The following is a 17,265-nucleotide window of genomic DNA, read 5'->3' on the forward strand; positions in this document are numbered from 1 at the left end:
GGATTGGGGTGTCGGACAGGTCCAATCGAATATCGGTGACAGAATCACGGTCAATTTCCGCGAAGTCGGCAAAGTGGTCATTGATGGATCACGCATCGGATTGGTTCCTGTCTTCGACGAGTAAACATCACAACCAAGAGTTGACAAAAGGTTAATTTTTACCGAGCAGGCGCAAGCTGGTGAATATTTGGACGCCGTTGCGCGTCCCACAGGCGCGCAGTAGAGTGGCGATGAACGAGATCGGCCGCCACCCATGTTGCAAAACGCGCCCCAATTTCAGGTGTCCCTGGCCCGGTCGGATCAAGATATCCGGGCGGCGCAACGGCTGAGATACGAGGTCTTTGTCGCCGAACTTGGCGGCGATGGCAAAGGGGTTGATCATACGCAGCGCTTAGAAACCGATGCGTTTGATGCCTATGCCGACCACCTGTTGTTACGCGATTTGCGCCGCCCGGACAGAGAGAGGGATGGCGTGGTCGGCGTCTACCGGTTGATGAGAGACCAACACGCAGCGAAAGCCGGACGGTTCTATTCGTCCTTCGAATTCGATCTTTCTCCATTGCAAAACAAAAACTTAACGCTTTTGGAGTTGGGGCGATCCTGCATTCACCCAAACAATCGTGGCGGGGCCGCGTTGATGGCCTTATGGCAGGGCTTGTCTGACTATGTCGCGCAACACGAAATTGATGTGCTTTTTGGTACGGCAAGTTTTCACGGCACCAACCAGACCGCATTGCGAAACGCGATTTCAAACCTGCATGCCGACTACCTTGCCCCGGAACATCTGCGGGTCACATCGCGCATGTCCTGTGATCATACCATGCTGCCGAAAAATCAGATTGATCGTAAAGCGGCGATGCGAGACACGCCCGCGTTGATCAAATCCTATCTTAAGCTGGGCGGCACAATCGGGCAGGGCGTGTTTGTCGATCATGCGTTCAACACAACCGATGTCTGCCTGATTTTGGAGATCGCAAAACTGTCACCGCGCGCTCTAACCCGCGCAAACCGGCCACAGCCATGAGCCCGACCTGGGACAGCGACGAGCCCATCTCGGATCCACCGATCTCGGTGCTTGGATGGCTGCGCGTTGCACTGCGCGGAACCACGCTCGGTCTCGTGGTTTTCGGAGGTCTTTTCCTTTTGCTTCTTCTGCGTCTGTTCGAAAGGCCCATCTTTGGCGTGGATCGCCCCGTGACACCTTACATTACCCAAGGCGTTTGTCGCACGGCGTTTGTCATAATGGGGCTGCCACTCTTGGCCCGGGGGCCGCGCATGAAAGTGCAGGGGGCTGTGGTCGCCAATCATAGCTCATGGCTCGATATATTTGCGCTGAACGCCCGCAAAAACGTCTATTTTGTCTCAAAATCCGAGGTTGCGTCATGGCCAGGAATCGGTTGGTTGGCCCGTGCGACCGGCACTGTGTTCATCCGGCGCGACCCGCGTGATGTGAAAAACCAGATCGCAGCGTTCGAAGAAAGGCTTCAGCACGGGCATCGCCTGTTGTTTTTCCCCGAAGGCACATCGTCTGACACATTACGGGTCTTGCCGTTCAAACCCACGTTGTTTGCGCCGTTCTTTTCAGACCGCCTTGTCCACGACATGCACATTCAGCCTGTGACCGTGATCTACCATCCACCCGAAGGCGTCGATCCACGGTTCTACGGCTGGTGGGGAGACATGGGGTTCGGCGAACACCTGATCAAAGTGCTGGCCCAGCGACAACAAGGTAAGGTTGAGTTGGTCTATCATGCCCCGGTGCGTGTGGATGATTTCCCCAATCGGAAGTCACTGTCCAGCCATCTTGAAGATCAGGTGCGGTCGGCACATTCGCGACTGACCGGATAACGCCCGTTCCAGCTGGGTACACGCCAAAGTGGCGCATCCGAAGGCGGCGGCACAGTCCAATGATGCCAAAGCTCAGGAACCCGATCTGGATCAGAAACGCCCCAAGATTGAATGCGCCGATCAAGCTGATCAAAACCAGCGTGGCAGCGGTCAGTTGATTACAGCAATGCCATGGCCCGTTGCCGCATATGCGCCCGGTTTGCAAAAGCGCAAATCCCCCAACGTAAAGCACCGAACCCAGTACACCGCAAAGTTCCAGAATGTTTGGATATTGGCGCAGAAATTGAACGAGATCCGACATGTGCGGGCTCCGGGAAATAGACCCGATCCCGGTGTGTTACCGAAGATCGGGCCAATGGTAATCAAAAACGTATCAGACGCAGATGAGGGTAGCCCCTGATACAACCTTGGTGAAAAGACCGTTGGTAAGGATATGAAACCCATTACCATTCTGCAGAACAAACCCGGATGAATGCCGGACCAACCAATCTGGGAATTTAATGTCGGTTGAACGTGCTACAGAGAACGATCCTTTCTCAATCTTTCTACAAGTGACCTTAAGTAAGTGCAGGTCTGGAATACCTGACCTTTGCCCATTTCGACTGTGAATTGAGTGTGAAAACCAGATGTACGAACGCCAAGCCTGCCGTTCTTATGTCTGGCGCAGGCGAAAACGCATCAGGTAACAGCAATGCAAAACGGCGCAAAGTTTCCCTCGCGCCGTTTAAAAGTTCCGAGATGCCATACACCTACGGGATGATCCTCATGTCGTCAAAGGCGTCAACTTTCCTCGGCTGCCTCATCCTCATCGCCCTGATCAGCAATCCAGGCGACCGAAACAACAAATTCGTCTGCGCCCGTGTTGAAGACCTTAACGCCGCCTGCACTTCGCGACCGGAACGAAATGCCATCCACGGGTACCCGGATCGACTGACCCTTTGAGGTGGCAAGCATGATCTGGTCGTCCATATCAACCGGGAAGGAGGCCACAATCGCGCCGCCACGCATCGCCTTGTCAATGGCCTGCACGCCTTGGCCACCACGGCCGCGAACCGGGTAATCATGTGACGATGACAGTTTGCCGGCACCTTTGGCGGTGATCGTCAGGATCAGATTTTCTGCAGCCGACATCTCGGCATAGCGTTCTTGAGTGATCGAACCGGGTGCTGCTGTGTCCTCGTCATCTTCGATCTCGGTATCATCGGCCAAACCCGCCACAGCGCGGCGCATCTTGAGATACGCGGCCCGTTCGGCAGGATCAGCCTCAAAGTGGCGGATCACAGCCATGCTAACGACACGATCCCCATTGTTAAGACGGATGCCTCGGACGCCAGTCGATTTGCGGCCTTTGAAGACTCGTACAGCGGTTGTCGGGAACCGAATAGCGCGGCCCGCATTGGTGACCAGCATCACGTCATCATCCTCTGACGCGATCCGCGCGTTCACCAGTTCCACACCTTCGGGCAAATCCATCGCAATCTTGCCGTTCCGCATCACGTTGGTGAAATCCGACAATGCGTTCCGGCGCACGTCACCGGCGCTCGTGGCAAAGATGATTTGCAAATCGTCCCAGTGCTTTTCGTCCCGGTCCACCGGCATGATTGCCGCGATCGAGACGCCTGTTGGAATCGGCAGGATATTCACAATCGCCTTACCCTTGGCGGTCCGTCCACCTTGTGGCAGACGCCATGTCTTGAGCTTGTAGACCATCCCTTCGGTCGTAAAGAACAACAGCTGCGTGTGAGTATTCGCGACGAACAACGTGGTCACCACGTCGTCATCCTTGGTCGCCATACCAGACAGACCTTTGCCGCCGCGTTTCTGGGCTCGGAAATCGGCCAGCGGCGTGCGCTTGATCCAGCCCGATTGAGTCACGGTGACCACCATGTCCTCACGCTCGATCAGGTCTTCGTCTTCCATGTCGCCCGACCAGTCGACAATCTCGGTCCGGCGCGGCACAGCGAACAGGTCGCGCACCTCTTTCAATTCATCCGAGATGATCGCCATGATCCGTTCGCGCGACCCTAGGATCTCAAGGTATTCGCGGATTTTTCCGGCCAGCTCTTCCAACTCGTCGGTGACTTCTTTGACACCGATCTGTGTCAAACGCTGCAAGCGCAGTTCCAGAATAGCCCGCGCCTGAACTTCTGACAGGTTGTAGGTGCCATCATCATTCGCCGTGTGGGTCGGATCATCGATCAAGGCGATATACGGAAGGATGTCCTTTGCCGGCCAACGCCGCGTCATCAACCGTTCGCGCGCCTCGGCAGCATCGGCAGAGGATCGGATCGTGGCGACAACTTCGTCGATATTGGTGACAGCCACCGCCAATCCGCACAACACATGGCTGCGCTCACGCGCCTTGCGCAGCAAATGCGCCGTTCGACGCGCCACCACGTCTTCACGAAAGTCGATGAACGCGGTCAAGAAACGGCGCAGCGTCAGCTGTTCGGGTCGACCGCCATTCAACGCCAACATGTTACAGCCGAACGAGGTCTGCATTGGGGTGAACCGGAAGAGCTGGTTCAACACCACCTCTGCCGTTGCATCACGCTTCAGTTCGACCACGACACGCACACCATTGCGGTCAGATTCGTCCTGAACGTGCGAAATCCCTTCGATTCGCTTTTCACGGGCCGCTTCGGCGATCCGTTCGATCATTGTGGCTTTGTTGACCTGATAGGGAATCTCGTCAATGACGATGGCCCAACGGTCTTTCCGAATTTCCTCGACCCGCGTTTTGGACCGGATGACAACCGAGCCACGGCCTTCAAGATACGCTTTGCGCGCACCTGACCGTCCAAGCATGATACCGCCCGTCGGAAAGTCAGGGCCAGGCACGTAGTCGATCAACTGTTCAGAACTCAGATCCGGCTCTTCGATCAGGGCCAGACAAGCATCCACGACCTCACCAAGGTTGTGCGGCGGAATGTTCGTCGCCATACCAACAGCGATACCACCGGCGCCATTGACCAGCATGTTCGGGAAGCGCGCGGGCAGAACCGTTGGTTCACGGTCCTTACCGTCGTAGTTGTCTTGGAAATCAACTGTTTCCTTGTCGATATCCGCCAACAAATAGGCCGCAGGTTTGTCCATCCGCACTTCGGTATAGCGCATGGCTGCCGCGTTATCGCCGTCCATGGAACCGAAATTGCCCTGACCATCCAGCAGCGGCAGCGACATCGAGAAATCCTGCGCCATCCGGACAAGCGCGTCATAGATCGCGCTATCGCCGTGCGGGTGGTATTTCCCCATAACATCGCCCACGGGACGCGCCGATTTGCGGTACGGCTTGTCGTGGCCATTGTTGCTTTCGTGCATCGCATACAGGATGCGACGGTGCACAGGTTTCAGACCATCACGCAGATCCGGGATCGCACGGCTTACAATCACGCTCATCGCGTAATCGAGGTACGACGTCTTCATCTCATCAGTGATTGACACCTGTGGCCCGTCATATTTGGGGCGCTCGGGCGGCATATCTTCTGCGTTTTCAGGAGTTTCTGGCGTGTCGCTCACGTGGATAGCCTGCTGTCTGTATTTCTATATTTTGTTAAGGGTCTGTATATCAGAGACAGGATGTAGCGTGCAATCCACTTGACCAATTTAGTAGCAGGGTCGCTTTGGCACTCAGCGCCGAATGTGGCTAACACACTGTTTTTGTTGCAAGTAAACGAATCCATGGCAAACTTGCGCGTACAATAAAAAACGAATGAGGTTTGCATGTCCCAGATGAGTGAAACCGAGTTGATGTTGCGCGGCTATGGCTTGACCACGGCACAGCTCTATTACCGCATGCCGGATTACCAGAATGTGCTGAACACCTTTGTCTGGCAAGAATACGATCTTGCGCCGGATCACCCCAAGCTGTTCGAGTTCATCGAGTTTTGGCAGGACAGCATCGAAGGCCCGCTGCATTCTGTGCAATACACACACCGCAAATTGCTGTCGTCTGGCGAATGGCAGCAGCTCGTTGGGGAATTCACGGTCCACTAGAAAACGTCCTCCTCGGGCTTTATCCGAGGACTTCTTGACGCAACTCTCTTTGGGTCGGGCCCGAAGATGACGCTGGCTGGCTGCGTTAAACCCCGTAAATCTCTCCAAACTTGGCCTCGAGATAGGCCAGAAGCGGCCCTTCGTTTGGCGCAAAGCCGCAGGCCCGCTCAATGACCTCGCGCGGCTCATAAAGCCCGCCATGACGTTGCAGATTGTCCCGCAACCATCCAGTTGCCGCAGACGTATCTCCCGCCGCCAATTGCGCATCCAGATCCGGCACCGCCGCGCGCAATGCCTCGTGCAAACAGCCCGCATAGACATTGCCCAGCGAATAGGTGGCAAAATAGCCAAACAATCCGACCGACCAGTGCACATCTTGCAAGACGCCGTTCGACGCTTTGTCGACCGCATACCCAAAATCAGCTTCGAACCGGGTGTTCCACGCCTCTTCCAGATCCGCCACGTCCAGCGTCCCGGCGATCAATTGCCGCTCCAGATCAAAGCGCAACAGAACATGCAGATTGTACTGCACCTCATCGGACTCAGTACGAATGTAGCCGCGATTAACCCGGTTCACTGTGCCATAAAACGCGTCCGGATCGTCAATGCCGAACGCCCCAAATGCATCGACCATCTGCCCATGCAGCCAGCCGGTAAAGGCACGCGACCGGCCCAGTTGGTTCTCGTAAATCCGGCTTTGGCTTTCATGCACACTCATCGATACGCCACGCCCCAGCGGCGTCAGCAGATAGGCCTGATCAATATTCTGCTCATATGCAGCATGACCAACCTCGTGGATGGTCGAATAGATGCAATTGAATGGATCAGCCGGATTGGTCCGCGTGGTGATCCGCACGTCATTGCCTGACCCAGAGCTGAACGGATGCACCGCTTTATCCACACGGCCACGGCTCATGTCATAACCAAAGATCTTGGCGATTTGGCGTGACAGCTTCATCTGTGCGGATTCGTCGAACGTGCCCGTCAATTCAGCCGGGGCAGACGCGCCCAAAACCTTATCACGCAGGTCGACCAACCTTGGCCGCAGTGCCCCAAACATCGCATCCAGATCCGCCGCGGTGGCTCCGGGTTCGTAATCCTGCAACAGCGCATCATATGGATCACCGCCATCGGCTAAAGCAGCACCTTCCTGACGACGCAGGTCCAACACACGCCCCAAGGTCGGGGCAAAGGCCGCAAAATCGTCATTTGCGCGCGCTTCGGCCCAGACGCCTTGGGCCACAGATGTAGTGCGCGCCAGTTCTGCCGCCAGATCGCCAGGCACTTTCGACGCCCGTTCAAAGCTGCGGCGGATGTGGCGCAGATGCGCCTTGGCTTCGGTGTCCTTGGCCTCTGCTGCCTCAAGCCACTCACCCACACGCGGGTCCATGCGACGGGCGTGCAAGACACCCTCCATCGCACCCATTTCCTCGCCGCGCTGTGCCGCCGCGCCGCGCGGCATGGTGGTTTCCTGGTCCCAGCCCAATCGCCCGGCAATCTGTCCCAGCGCTTCGGTTTCGCGCGTAAACGCCATCAGGTCGTCATATGCCGTGCTCATGTGGTCGCTCCTCGGATGGATTGTTGGGCCGGATACTGGGCTCCGAACCTTGCCCGCAGGATCAGCACCCACAGGAGGACGGCACCAATCTGGTGCGTGATCGCGATCTGCCATGGCGCCATATAAAGCACGGTCACAATGCCAAGCGCCATCTGAACCCACAACATGGCGAACACTGCGTTGAACCGGAATCGCGTGTCCGTGTTGGGCGACTTGCGCGCCCGCAGCCAAACGACGATGCCGAACGCCAGCAGCAGATAGCCCGCAATCCGGTGCATGAACTGCACAAGGCCGGCGTTTTCAAAGAAATTACGCCACACCGGGTCAAGCTCGAACGGGAAGGGCGGCAGGAACGCGCCCGCCATCAAGGGCCAATCGTTGTAGGTCCGGCCCGCATCAATCCCGGCCACCAGCGCACCCAGCAGGATTTGCAAAAACGTGAAATGCAAAAGCCCGGTACTCAGGCCGTATAGCTTGCCCTCTCGGGACCGGCGCGCCTGCATCAAATCCCGCTCTTCGCGGCCCAGCTCGAACGTGTACCAAGCGATAAAGCCCAGGATCACAAAGGCCAGACCCAGATGTGTTGCAAGACGATATGACGCCACATCCAACATCGTTCCGGTAAGGCCAGACGCCACCATCCACCAGCCAATGGCACCCTGAATGCCACCAAGCACGCCGATGAAGAACAACCGACCCGTCCAGCCAGTCGGGATCTTGCGCGTCAGCAGAAAGCCGAAAAAGCCCAGCGCCCAGACAAGTCCAATAACCCGGCCCAATTGCCTATGGCCCCATTCCCACCAGTAGATAAACTGGAACTCGGACATGCTCATGCCTTTGTTCTGCAACTGGTATTCCGGGATTGCGCGATAAAGATCGAACTCTCGCTGCCAATCTTCGGCGTTCATCGGAGGCAAAGCTCCGGTCAAAGGACGCCATTCGGTGATCGACAATCCGCTATCGGTCAACCGGGTCAAGCCGCCGACGGCTATCATCACCATGACCAGCGCAAACAATACCATGAGCCAGATACGGATCGCACCCCGCGCCCCGCGTTTTCCAGCGTCAATCATCCCGCCCTTTGGAGCCTCGGTCCGCGGTGTCTCTGCACCGACCTCTTCAAAGATGCTGCGTTTACTGCTCATTCACGGGGTCTCCTTCTTGGCCGAAAGACTAGGCTTGGGGCAGGGTCGCTTCAAGGCGTGGGTCTACTGCTTGTCCTTCCAGCGCACCATTTGCCGCAGCACGCCATGGAACATCTGCACATCCGCACGCGTGAGCGGCATGCGAGACCACATGTTCCGAAGGTTCAGCTTCATACTGTCGGCCTTGGTCTGCGGGAAAAAGAACCCGGCCTGATCCAGCGTGTTTTCATAGTGTTCAGCCAGCTTGTTCATCTCAATCGCATTGGCCCAATCGGTGCCCGCCATCTCGGTGGTTTCTGGCGTGACCTTGACCGATTGCCGCCGCCATTCATATCCGGTGAGCAATACACATTGCGCAAGGTTCAACGATGGAAACTCTGGGTTCACCGGAACCGAGATAATGGCATTGGCCAAGGCGATATCGTCATTTTCAAGCCCGGCACGTTCAGGCCCGAAAAGCACTGCAACCTTTTGCCCGCCCGCGATCTTCTCGCGTGCGATCTCCATCGCACGTTCTGGCGTCACCACAGGTTTGGTCATATCACGCTGTCGCGCTGTGGTCGCAAACACATAAGAACAATCCGCAACCGCATCGACTGTGCGTTCGACCAGGATCGCATCGTCCAGCAATCGCCCAGCGCCAGATGCCATCGCAACGGCCTTCTGGTTGGGCCAGCCATCACGCGGGGCAACCAACCGCATCCGCTCAAGCCCGAAATTCAACATCGCGCGCGCAGCCGCACCGATATTCTCGCCCATTTGCGGGCGGACCAGAACAAAACTGGGGTGCGGAGTGTCGCTTGGCATGGCAGGAACCTCATTGATCCACGGGGTCGCGCCTGACTATTGCGGGTCCGACCAAAGGGCAAGCGGCGCAAGCTCTTGGCGTGGTGCATGAAATCACGATATAGGAAGGCGACCACTAAGGAAGGGGCCGAAGATGTCCGATGCCGAGCAGCCACAGATCTACCTGATCACACCTCCCGAGATCGAACTCAGCCATTTCCCCACCGATCTGGCCCGCGTTCTGGAGGCAACCGAAATCGCCTGCATCCGGCTGTCGCTGGCCACCCGCGACGAAGACCTGATCCTGCGCGCCGCCGATACCGTTCGCGAGGTGGCGCACCGCTTTGATGTCGCGCTGGTGATCGACACCCATGTTGTCCTCGCCCAGCGCCTGGGGCTGGACGGCGTGCACCTGACCGATGGTGCGCGCTCTGTGCGCATGGCGCGCAAGGAATTGGGGCCAGACGCGATTGTCGGCGCATTTTGCGACCAATCGCGCCATGACGGCATGAATGCAGGCGAAGCAGGCGCGGACTACGTCAGCTTCGGCCCGGTCGGTGAAACCACGTTGGGGGATGGCTCACGCGCCGAGGCGGAATTGTTCCAATGGTGGTCAGAAATGATCGAAATCCCCGTGGTTGCCGAAGGCGGTCTGAACCCTGACATCATCCGTGGATTGACGCCACTGACCGATTTCTTCGGCATCGGTGAAGAAATCTGGCGCAGTGATGATCCTGTGGCGGCGCTTAAGAGTCTGACGTCAGCGATGGTAGGCTGAACAGACAAGGGGGCTGTCTGCCCCCTCGGCGCGTACCGCGCCTCACCCCCGAAGGTATTTTCGCCCCAGAGAAGCAAGGGTTTGTTAACCTTACCGGCGTACTACAGTCGGTGCGGTACAGGCGGAGGCGCCGATGACCGTAACCGGAGAAGCCCCCTGTCACATGTGCAGAGGGTGGACCGGAGGTCTCATCTTCTCTGGTTTACAAATACTCTCGGGGGTTTGGGGGCAGCGCCCCCAACGGTTCCAAATATCGGAAACGATCGTTGCTTCCTGGACTCGTTCCTGAGTTATGGAATGATCCGTGTGTATTTCACGCCTTCCAGCGTTGCCCCGATGCGCAGACCCGCCTGACCAAAGATCACCGCGATGACCGGAGCCAGCGACGTTGTAGTCTCGGCGGCAATGGTCTCGCCGCCCTCGGGGATCGCGTATTCCACATTGGCACCGGCGGCCCAACCGGGCGAGCGGCGGAAATTCATCAGCGCATCTTCGGTCATGAAAAACAGCACATGGGCATATTGCTGTGCGCCGATTTGAAGACCTGCGCTGGCTTTGGTGGTCGAGTAGTAATCCACTGTGATCCCGCCAACGCGCAGTGCACCACGTCCGAAAGCGCCCCCGATACCAAGACCCGCCTCTGTGACCAGCGGCATCACCAGCAAGCCATTGGCATTCGCCGCCAAATTCTGAGTTCCCGGGAACCGGCGGTACATTTCGGCAAGTGTCGCGTCTACCCGCGCGTCGATCCGTGCGGCACCGTTGCCGCCTACGCCATTGGCGCAGCCCGCCAAAAGGAATGTGCCGCCAAGGCCCAAGGCCAACTCGCGTCGTGTCAGGGATGTCATTGTCTCTGCTCTTTCATTGCCGATGCCTCTGAAATCCGGCTGTTCCGCCGGTTGGCTGCAACTATAGCCGTACAGACGCGCGCTGTCACTAAGGATAGATCACGATAAGCGGCGCACCGCTATCCGTTGAGCAACCGTGCAGCGGCAGGCGCGAAGTAGGTCAGCACCCCATCACAGCCCGCGCGTTTGAATGCCATCAGGCTCTCCAGCATCACACGGTCGTGGTCCAGCCATCCGCGTTCAGCCGCACCTGCCAGCATCGCGTATTCGCCAGACACCTGATAGGCGAAGGTCGGCACACCGAACATGTCTTTCGTGCGACGGCATATGTCGAGATACGGCATGCCGGGCTTGATCATCACCATATCAGCCCCTTCGGACAGATCGCGCGCCACCAGACGCATCGCCTCATCCGTGTTGGCCGGGTCCATTTGGTAGCCCTTCTTGTCTCCCTTAAAGGCCCCCGACGCGCCAACCGCATCACGGAAGGGGCCATAAAACGCGCTGGCGTATTTGGCTGCGTAGCTGAGCAGAGCCACATTGCTGAAGCCTTCGCCTTCAAGTGCGCCGCGCATCGCAGCAATGCGACTGTCCATCATGTCGGAGGGGCCGATGATGTCCGACCCCGCGCGCGCCTGGGACAAGGTCTGTTTAACCAGCGCCTCAACCGTTTCGTCGTTCACGATATAGCCGTCTTCATCCATGTATCCGTCATGGCCGGTGATGTTGTATGGGTCGAGAGCCACGTCCGTCATCACGATAATATCCGGCACCGCATCTTTGATCGCCCGGGTTGCGCGGTTGGACAGGTTCTCCGGGTTCCAAGCCTCGGCGCAATCTTCGGTCTTGAGCGCAGGGTTGGTATAGGGAAAGAGGCAGATTGCAGGGATACCCAGGCCATAGGCCTCTCGCGCAGCTTCAACCACCTTGTCTACTGACCGGCGCACAACACCCGGCATGGACGCCACGGGTTCCTCGATTCCCTCGCCATCGCGCACAAAGACCGGCCAGATGAAATCATCCGGCGTCAGGGTGTTTTCGCGGACCATGGCGCGCAACCCTTCGGTGCGGCGCAAACGGCGCAAACGTGTGGCGGGAAAAGCGGGGGTAATCGGTTTCATGGCGGCGGTCCTTGTCTTTGCCGTGATTGGGTGGCATGGAATGACCGCTGGAACAAGGCCTGCCACACGCAACGGCCGCGCGAACAAGGGATTACGGGCGCCTTGGATTGGTACTCAACCGTCTTCGAACTGATCGACATGCGATCCTTTTCCAATCTTTGGTTCTGGATTGCGCTGGCTGTCGTGTGGTCGTCCGCGAGCCATTGGGTGCTGGGCGTGCCTTATGACATCGTTGGCCGCGCGCGACGCAAAGGCGGGCAGGCGGCAGAAGACATGACCGATCTCCTGCGCATCAATACCAACCGTTTGCTTTATATCGCGGAAGAGGCGGGACTTTGGGTGATCGGGTCAGGTGCGTTTTTTCTTACCGGGTTTGCTGTACTGGGCTGGGTCTATTGGGTCGAGATTGCACAGGCATTGTTCCTGCTGGGTTTTCCCATGTCGATGGTCAGCCTGCTAAGCGTGCGCACCGCGCGGGCTCTGCACGAAAAGGACCACGATCTTGATGCGGTTTACAAACGGCTGGCGCGGCACCGCTTGATCGTTCAAGCGATCGGCATGGTGTCGATCTTTGTTACCGCGATGTGGGGAATGTACATGAACCTCAGTGTTGGTGCGCTTGGCGGTTGACGCGACGCCTGTGGCGCGCCACATGAGCGCGCTATGAAGACATTCCAGACCATCACGATGGGCGGCGCGCCCGAAGGGTTCGACGCCAAACTGGTTCTTGCCGAGGCCGAGAAATCGGGCGGCACCGTGTGCCATATTGCCCGCGACGACCGTCGCTTGGTCCAGATGCGTGATGCACTGCGGCTCTTTGCGCCTGAAATGCCGGTTTTTGTCTTTCCCGGTTGGGATTGTCTGCCTTACGACCGGGTGTCTCCGAACCCGGACATTTCAGCATCGCGGATGGCGACTCTTGCTGCTCTGACCCACGCGATGCCAGCGCAGTATGTATTACTGACAACAATGAGCGCCGCGACCCAGAAAATACCGGCGCGCGATGTGCTGAAAGATGCAGCCTTCACCGCGCGGGTCGGCAATCGCGTGAATGAAGAGGCGCTGCGCAACTTCCTTGTGCGCATGGGCTTTAGTCAGGCTCCAACGGTGCTTGAACCGGGTGATTATGCCATTCGCGGCGGCATTATCGACATCTATCCTCCTGGTGATGCTGGACCTGTGCGGCTTGACCTGTTTGGTGATGTGCTGGACGGCGCACGACGGTTTGACCCGGCGACACAACGCACAACCGAAAAGCTTGATCTGGTCGAACTCGCCCCTGTGTCCGAGGTCATTCTGGACGAGGCAGCGATCACACGGTTCCGGCAGAATTACCGTATCGAATTTGGCGCTGCCGGAAGCGACGACCCCTTGTACGAGGCAGTGAGCGCCGGGCGCAAACAAGCAGGGATGGAGCATTGGCTACCCTTCTTCCATGACCGTTTGGAAACCTTGTTCGATTACCTGCCCGATGTGCCCGTCACGCAGGACGATCAGATCACGCCAGCCCGTCTTTCGCGCTGGGATGGAATTGTCGATCAATACGAGACCCGTAAAGCCGCACTGGCACAGAAGTCGCGGATGGACACGGTCTACAAGCCTGTATCGCCAGAACAGTTATACCTTGATGACACCGCATGGGCCAAAGCTTTGGGCGACCGCCGGGTGGTGCAGTTTCACCCATTGCAACAAGCGTCTGGCCCCGGAGTTGTTGATGCTGGCGGGCGGATCGGACGCAATTTTGCGCCTGAACGCCAACAAGAAAGCGTAAGCCTTTTCAGCGCATTGGCGGATCATGTTCGCCAGAAAATAGAAGATGGCCCAGTTGTCATTGCGTCCTATTCAGACGGAGCACGCGAACGTCTGTCGGGTTTGATTGATGACGAGGGGCTGGCAGAAACGATCCCCGTCACGGACCTGACCCGCGTCGGCAAACATGGCGTTCACCTGACGGTGTGGCCACTTGAGCAGGGGTTCGAGGCACCTTGGGATAAGGGGGGCCGTGTCGCGGTCATCTCTGAACAAGACGTGTTGGGCGATCGCCTGATCCGCAGCCCCAAGAAACGTCGCAAGGCCGAGAATTTCCTCACCGAAACCCAATCGCTGTCACCGGGTGATCTGGTGGTTCATGTGGATCACGGAATCGGACGGTATCTGGGCATGGAGGTGATCACGGCGGCAGGCGCGGCACATGAATGTTTGCTGCTGGAATATGCCGAAAGTTCAAAGCTTTACCTGCCGGTCGAAAACATAGAATTGTTGTCCAAGTACGGCCATGAGGAAGGATTTCTTGACAAGCTGGGTGGCGGCGCGTGGCAGGCCAAGAAAGCCAAGCTGAAAGAGCGCATCCGCGAGATGGCGGAGAAGCTGATCCGCGTTGCAGCCGAACGTGCCTTGCGCAAAGCCCCGATCATGGATCCGCCGCCCGGCGCGTGGGATTCCTTCTCAGCCCGGTTCCCATACCAGGAAACAGACGATCAATTGCGCGCCATTGAAGACGTGATGGCGGATATGCATTCCGGCCAGCCGATGGACCGTTTGATCTGTGGCGATGTGGGCTTTGGCAAAACCGAAGTTGCGATGCGTGCCGCCTTTGTTGCGGCCATGTCCGGCGTGCAAGTTGCGGTGATCGCGCCAACCACCTTGCTGGCCCGTCAGCATTACAAGAGCTTTGCCGAACGCTTCCGGGGGTTTCCATTGGAAGTCAGACCCTTGTCGCGTTTTGTGTCCGTCAAAGACGCCGCTTCCACGAAAGACGGCTTGGCCCGTGGCACAGTCGATATTGTCGTCGGCACCCATGCGCTTTTGGCCAAAGGCATTCGGTTTCAGAACCTTGGCCTGCTGATTATCGACGAAGAACAACATTTCGGGGTTGGGCACAAAGAACGGCTCAAACAGCTGCGTTCGGACATCCACGTCCTGACCCTGACCGCCACGCCGATTCCACGCACGCTGCAACTGTCATTGTCCGGCGTCCGTGATCTGAGCATCATCGGCACGCCGCCCGTCGACCGTCTTGCGATCCGCACGTATGTCAGCGAATTCGACGCTGTGACGATCCGTGAAGGGCTGCTGCGTGAACATTATCGTGGTGGGCAAAGCTTTTTCGTTGTCCCACGCATCAGCGATCTGCCCGAGATCGAAGAATTCCTGCGCGATCAGGTGCCCGAAGTGTCCTATGTCGTGGCGCATGGCCAGATGGCAGCGGGCGAATTGGACACGCGCATGAACGCCTTTTACGACGGCAAATACGACGTGCTTCTGGCGACCACGATTGTGGAATCGGGTCTCGATATTCCAACCGCAAACACCATGATCATCCACCGCGCCGATATGTTCGGTCTGTCCCAGCTCTATCAAATCCGGGGCCGGGTGGGGCGCTCGAAGACCCGTGCCTATGCGTATCTTACAACCAAACCGCGCGCGAAACTGACGCCGGCGGCTGAAAAGCGCCTTCGCGTTTTGGGGTCGCTCGACACCCTTGGGGCGGGCTTTACGCTGGCGTCGCAAGACCTCGACATTCGCGGCGCGGGCAACCTTTTGGGCGAAGAACAATCCGGCCAGATGCGCGATGTGGGGTACGAGTTGTACCAATCCATGCTGGAAGAGGCGATTGCCAAGATCAAATCTGGCGAGATGGAAGGGCTATCCGAAGCGGATGACCAATGGGCGCCTCAGATCAATCTGGGCGTGCCCGTGCTGATACCCGAAGATTATGTGCCCGACCTTGATGTCCGACTTGGCCTCTATCGTCGCTTGTCTTCGCTGCACACAAAAGTTGAGCTTGAAGGCTTTGCCGCCGAACTGATCGACCGTTTTGGCAAACTGCCCCGTGAGGTCAACACACTGATGCTGGTGGTGCGGATCAAGGCGATGTGCAAACGCGCCGGGATTGCCAAACTGGACGGTGGGCCAAAGGGGGCCACGATCCAGTTTCACAACGATAAATTCATCTCACCCGAAGGGTTGGTGGACTTCATTAAGGATCAGAACGGCTTGGCCAAGGTCAAAGACAACAAGATCGTCGTCCGGCGCGATTGGAAAAAGGACAGCGACAAGATCAAAGGCGCATTTGCCATCGCACAGGATCTGGCAAGAAAGGTCAAAGAGGCCAAAACAGCAAAGGCTGCAAAAGCCGCGTCCGGCGCCTAGGGCATGTCCATGCCTTTGATCAATCGCGGCAGCGTTAAGTGTGTGTGCACCCGCACCTCATTGTCGGCCGAAACAGACACCACCCTCATATAGGGTGCTCCGGCGGATGGATCATCGACATGCGTGCGGGCGATCCCCGCAACCACAGCTCCATTATCGGGCTTGCGCTGATGTTCCTTGATCAGGGCACGCCGCGCAGGACATTGAAAACTATTGCAGATGTCTGCTCGGATCTCGCGGTTCAACGTGCAGCCCTGTTCGCCGTGGTACACACAGCTCCCCAAGGTCGAGACATCGGGGATGTTTTGAAGGTACATGTCGATGATCATTTGCTTGGTCAGCGTCGGATCACGCCAACGGATATAGTTGATGGTCTCCACATCCAGAAACGCATGGCGGCTGCCGCCCATTGTGCAGCAATCTCCTTGGCAAGCGATACAGGTGGCGTTGATCACAAATGGTTCAGGCTGTTCATGGGCTTGGCGTCTCGCGTAACCGGGGTCGTCGTCCGGCGGTTCGATCTCTCCAGTTGATGACCCAGCAAAGCTTTCATCCACAACCTTATGTAAATGCGCCACAAAAGCCGCGCGCCGTTCAGAGGGAAGCGGTTTGGGTGGAAGATCAATATACGGGGCCAGTCCATATGCGACTTTGCCCAGATCCGGTTGGCCGATCTCTTGCGCCGCTTGCTTGATCGCCTTCCGGGTCCGACGCTTGGACACTTCCATATATTTGTCATTTCGCGCCACTTGCGCCTTTGCCAATGCCGCAGTGTCCATCATCTTCTTGCGGGTCTGGCATGTTGGATTATCACAGACATCGGACTGAGGCGGCTTATCCTTTGGCAAAGGTTGGCGACAGATCGAACAGATCACGGTGTGGTGATGGTGAAATACCGGGGGCCGGGCAGGGGTCATCGACATAGGCAAGTGTCGATCAGAATTGCCGTTGTGCCATGCAGTTGAAACATTGAATGACCCTTTCAAATAGACGAGGCGCGCTTGGTGCGTTCCAGAAAATGTTCGAAATAATA

Annotated in this window: 14 protein-coding genes and 1 pseudogene; 7 read left to right on the forward strand and 8 right to left on the reverse strand. The window is 57.5% G+C overall.

Annotation, left to right across the window (positions count from 1 at the left end):
• The 3 genes from ACTG4M_RS04700 to ACTG4M_RS04710 form a co-directional block, all read left to right on the forward strand.
• Positions 1–124 (forward strand): DUF3553 domain-containing protein (locus tag ACTG4M_RS04700; protein WP_439122538.1); only part of this gene is annotated, 124 nt, incomplete at its 5' end.
• A gap of 129 nt (positions 125–253) precedes the next feature.
• A complete protein-coding gene (locus ACTG4M_RS04705; protein WP_439122484.1) occupies positions 254–1,024 on the forward strand; it encodes a GNAT family N-acetyltransferase in 771 nt (256 codons plus the stop codon).
• On the forward strand, positions 1,021–1,848 hold the full coding sequence (locus ACTG4M_RS04710) for a lysophospholipid acyltransferase family protein (RefSeq protein WP_439122485.1): 828 nt from the start codon (positions 1,021–1,023) through the stop codon (positions 1,846–1,848). The genes ACTG4M_RS04705 and ACTG4M_RS04710 overlap by 4 nt, the downstream gene beginning before the upstream one ends.
• A gap of 106 nt (positions 1,849–1,954) precedes the next feature.
• Here ACTG4M_RS04710 and ACTG4M_RS04715 read toward each other — a convergent pair.
• A pseudogene (locus ACTG4M_RS04715) lies at positions 1,955–2,149 on the reverse strand (CBU_0592 family membrane protein); the annotation flags it as partial.
• 479 nt (positions 2,150–2,628) lie between these two features.
• Entirely contained in the window at positions 2,629–5,328 is a 2,700-nt protein-coding gene (gene gyrA / locus ACTG4M_RS04720; protein WP_439122539.1) for a DNA gyrase subunit A, read from the reverse strand.
• A gap of 243 nt (positions 5,329–5,571) precedes the next feature.
• Between gyrA and ACTG4M_RS04725 the strand changes: the two genes are divergently transcribed.
• Positions 5,572–5,844, forward strand: coding sequence for an usg protein (locus tag ACTG4M_RS04725; RefSeq protein WP_439122486.1), 273 nt, complete (start codon positions 5,572–5,574; stop codon positions 5,842–5,844).
• A gap of 85 nt (positions 5,845–5,929) precedes the next feature.
• On the opposite strand, the gene ACTG4M_RS04730 is transcribed toward ACTG4M_RS04725, so the two are convergent.
• From ACTG4M_RS04730 to ACTG4M_RS04740, 3 genes are all read right to left on the reverse strand, one after another.
• Positions 5,930–7,402, reverse strand: coding sequence for a carboxypeptidase M32 (locus ACTG4M_RS04730; protein WP_439122487.1), 1,473 nt, complete (start codon positions 7,400–7,402; stop codon positions 5,930–5,932).
• Positions 7,399–8,547 (reverse strand): heme A synthase, encoded by a 1,149-nt coding sequence (gene ctaA / locus ACTG4M_RS04735; protein WP_439122488.1) that lies wholly within the window; start codon positions 8,545–8,547, stop codon positions 7,399–7,401. Before ctaA ends, ACTG4M_RS04730 begins: the two co-directional genes overlap by 4 nt.
• 63 nt (positions 8,548–8,610) lie before the next feature.
• Positions 8,611–9,354 (reverse strand): RNA methyltransferase, encoded by a 744-nt coding sequence (locus tag ACTG4M_RS04740; RefSeq protein ID WP_439122489.1) that lies wholly within the window; start codon positions 9,352–9,354, stop codon positions 8,611–8,613.
• 133 nt (positions 9,355–9,487) lie between these two features.
• Here ACTG4M_RS04740 and ACTG4M_RS04745 point away from each other — a divergent pair, with 133 nt between their 5' ends.
• Positions 9,488–10,111, forward strand: a complete 624-nt coding sequence (locus ACTG4M_RS04745; protein WP_439122490.1) for a thiamine phosphate synthase — start codon at positions 9,488–9,490, stop codon at positions 10,109–10,111.
• A gap of 290 nt (positions 10,112–10,401) precedes the next feature.
• On the opposite strand, the gene ACTG4M_RS04750 is transcribed toward ACTG4M_RS04745, so the two are convergent.
• Positions 10,402–10,959, reverse strand: coding sequence for a YSC84-related protein (locus ACTG4M_RS04750; protein WP_439122491.1), 558 nt, complete (start codon positions 10,957–10,959; stop codon positions 10,402–10,404).
• Positions 10,960–11,078: 119 nt separating this feature from the next.
• Positions 11,079–12,080, reverse strand: a complete 1,002-nt coding sequence (gene hemB / locus ACTG4M_RS04755; RefSeq protein ID WP_439122492.1) for a porphobilinogen synthase — start codon at positions 12,078–12,080, stop codon at positions 11,079–11,081.
• A 102-nt stretch (positions 12,081–12,182) separates the two neighbouring features.
• On the opposite strand from hemB, the gene ACTG4M_RS04760 reads away from it, so the two are divergent.
• Positions 12,183–12,710 (forward strand): component of SufBCD complex, encoded by a 528-nt coding sequence (locus ACTG4M_RS04760; protein ID WP_439122540.1) that lies wholly within the window; start codon positions 12,183–12,185, stop codon positions 12,708–12,710.
• A 33-nt stretch (positions 12,711–12,743) separates the two neighbouring features.
• On the forward strand, positions 12,744–16,232 hold the full coding sequence (mfd, locus tag ACTG4M_RS04765) for a transcription-repair coupling factor (protein ID WP_439122493.1): 3,489 nt from the start codon (positions 12,744–12,746) through the stop codon (positions 16,230–16,232).
• Here mfd and ACTG4M_RS04770 read toward each other — a convergent pair.
• A complete protein-coding gene (locus ACTG4M_RS04770; protein WP_439122494.1) occupies positions 16,229–17,014 on the reverse strand; it encodes a hypothetical protein in 786 nt (261 codons plus the stop codon). The two genes, mfd and ACTG4M_RS04770, sit on opposite strands and share 4 nt — an antisense overlap.
• Positions 17,015–17,265: the final 251 nt, after the last annotated feature.

It is taken from the genome of Marivita sp., assembly GCF_965656765.1.
GTDB lineage: Bacteria > Pseudomonadota > Alphaproteobacteria > Rhodobacterales > Rhodobacteraceae > Marivita.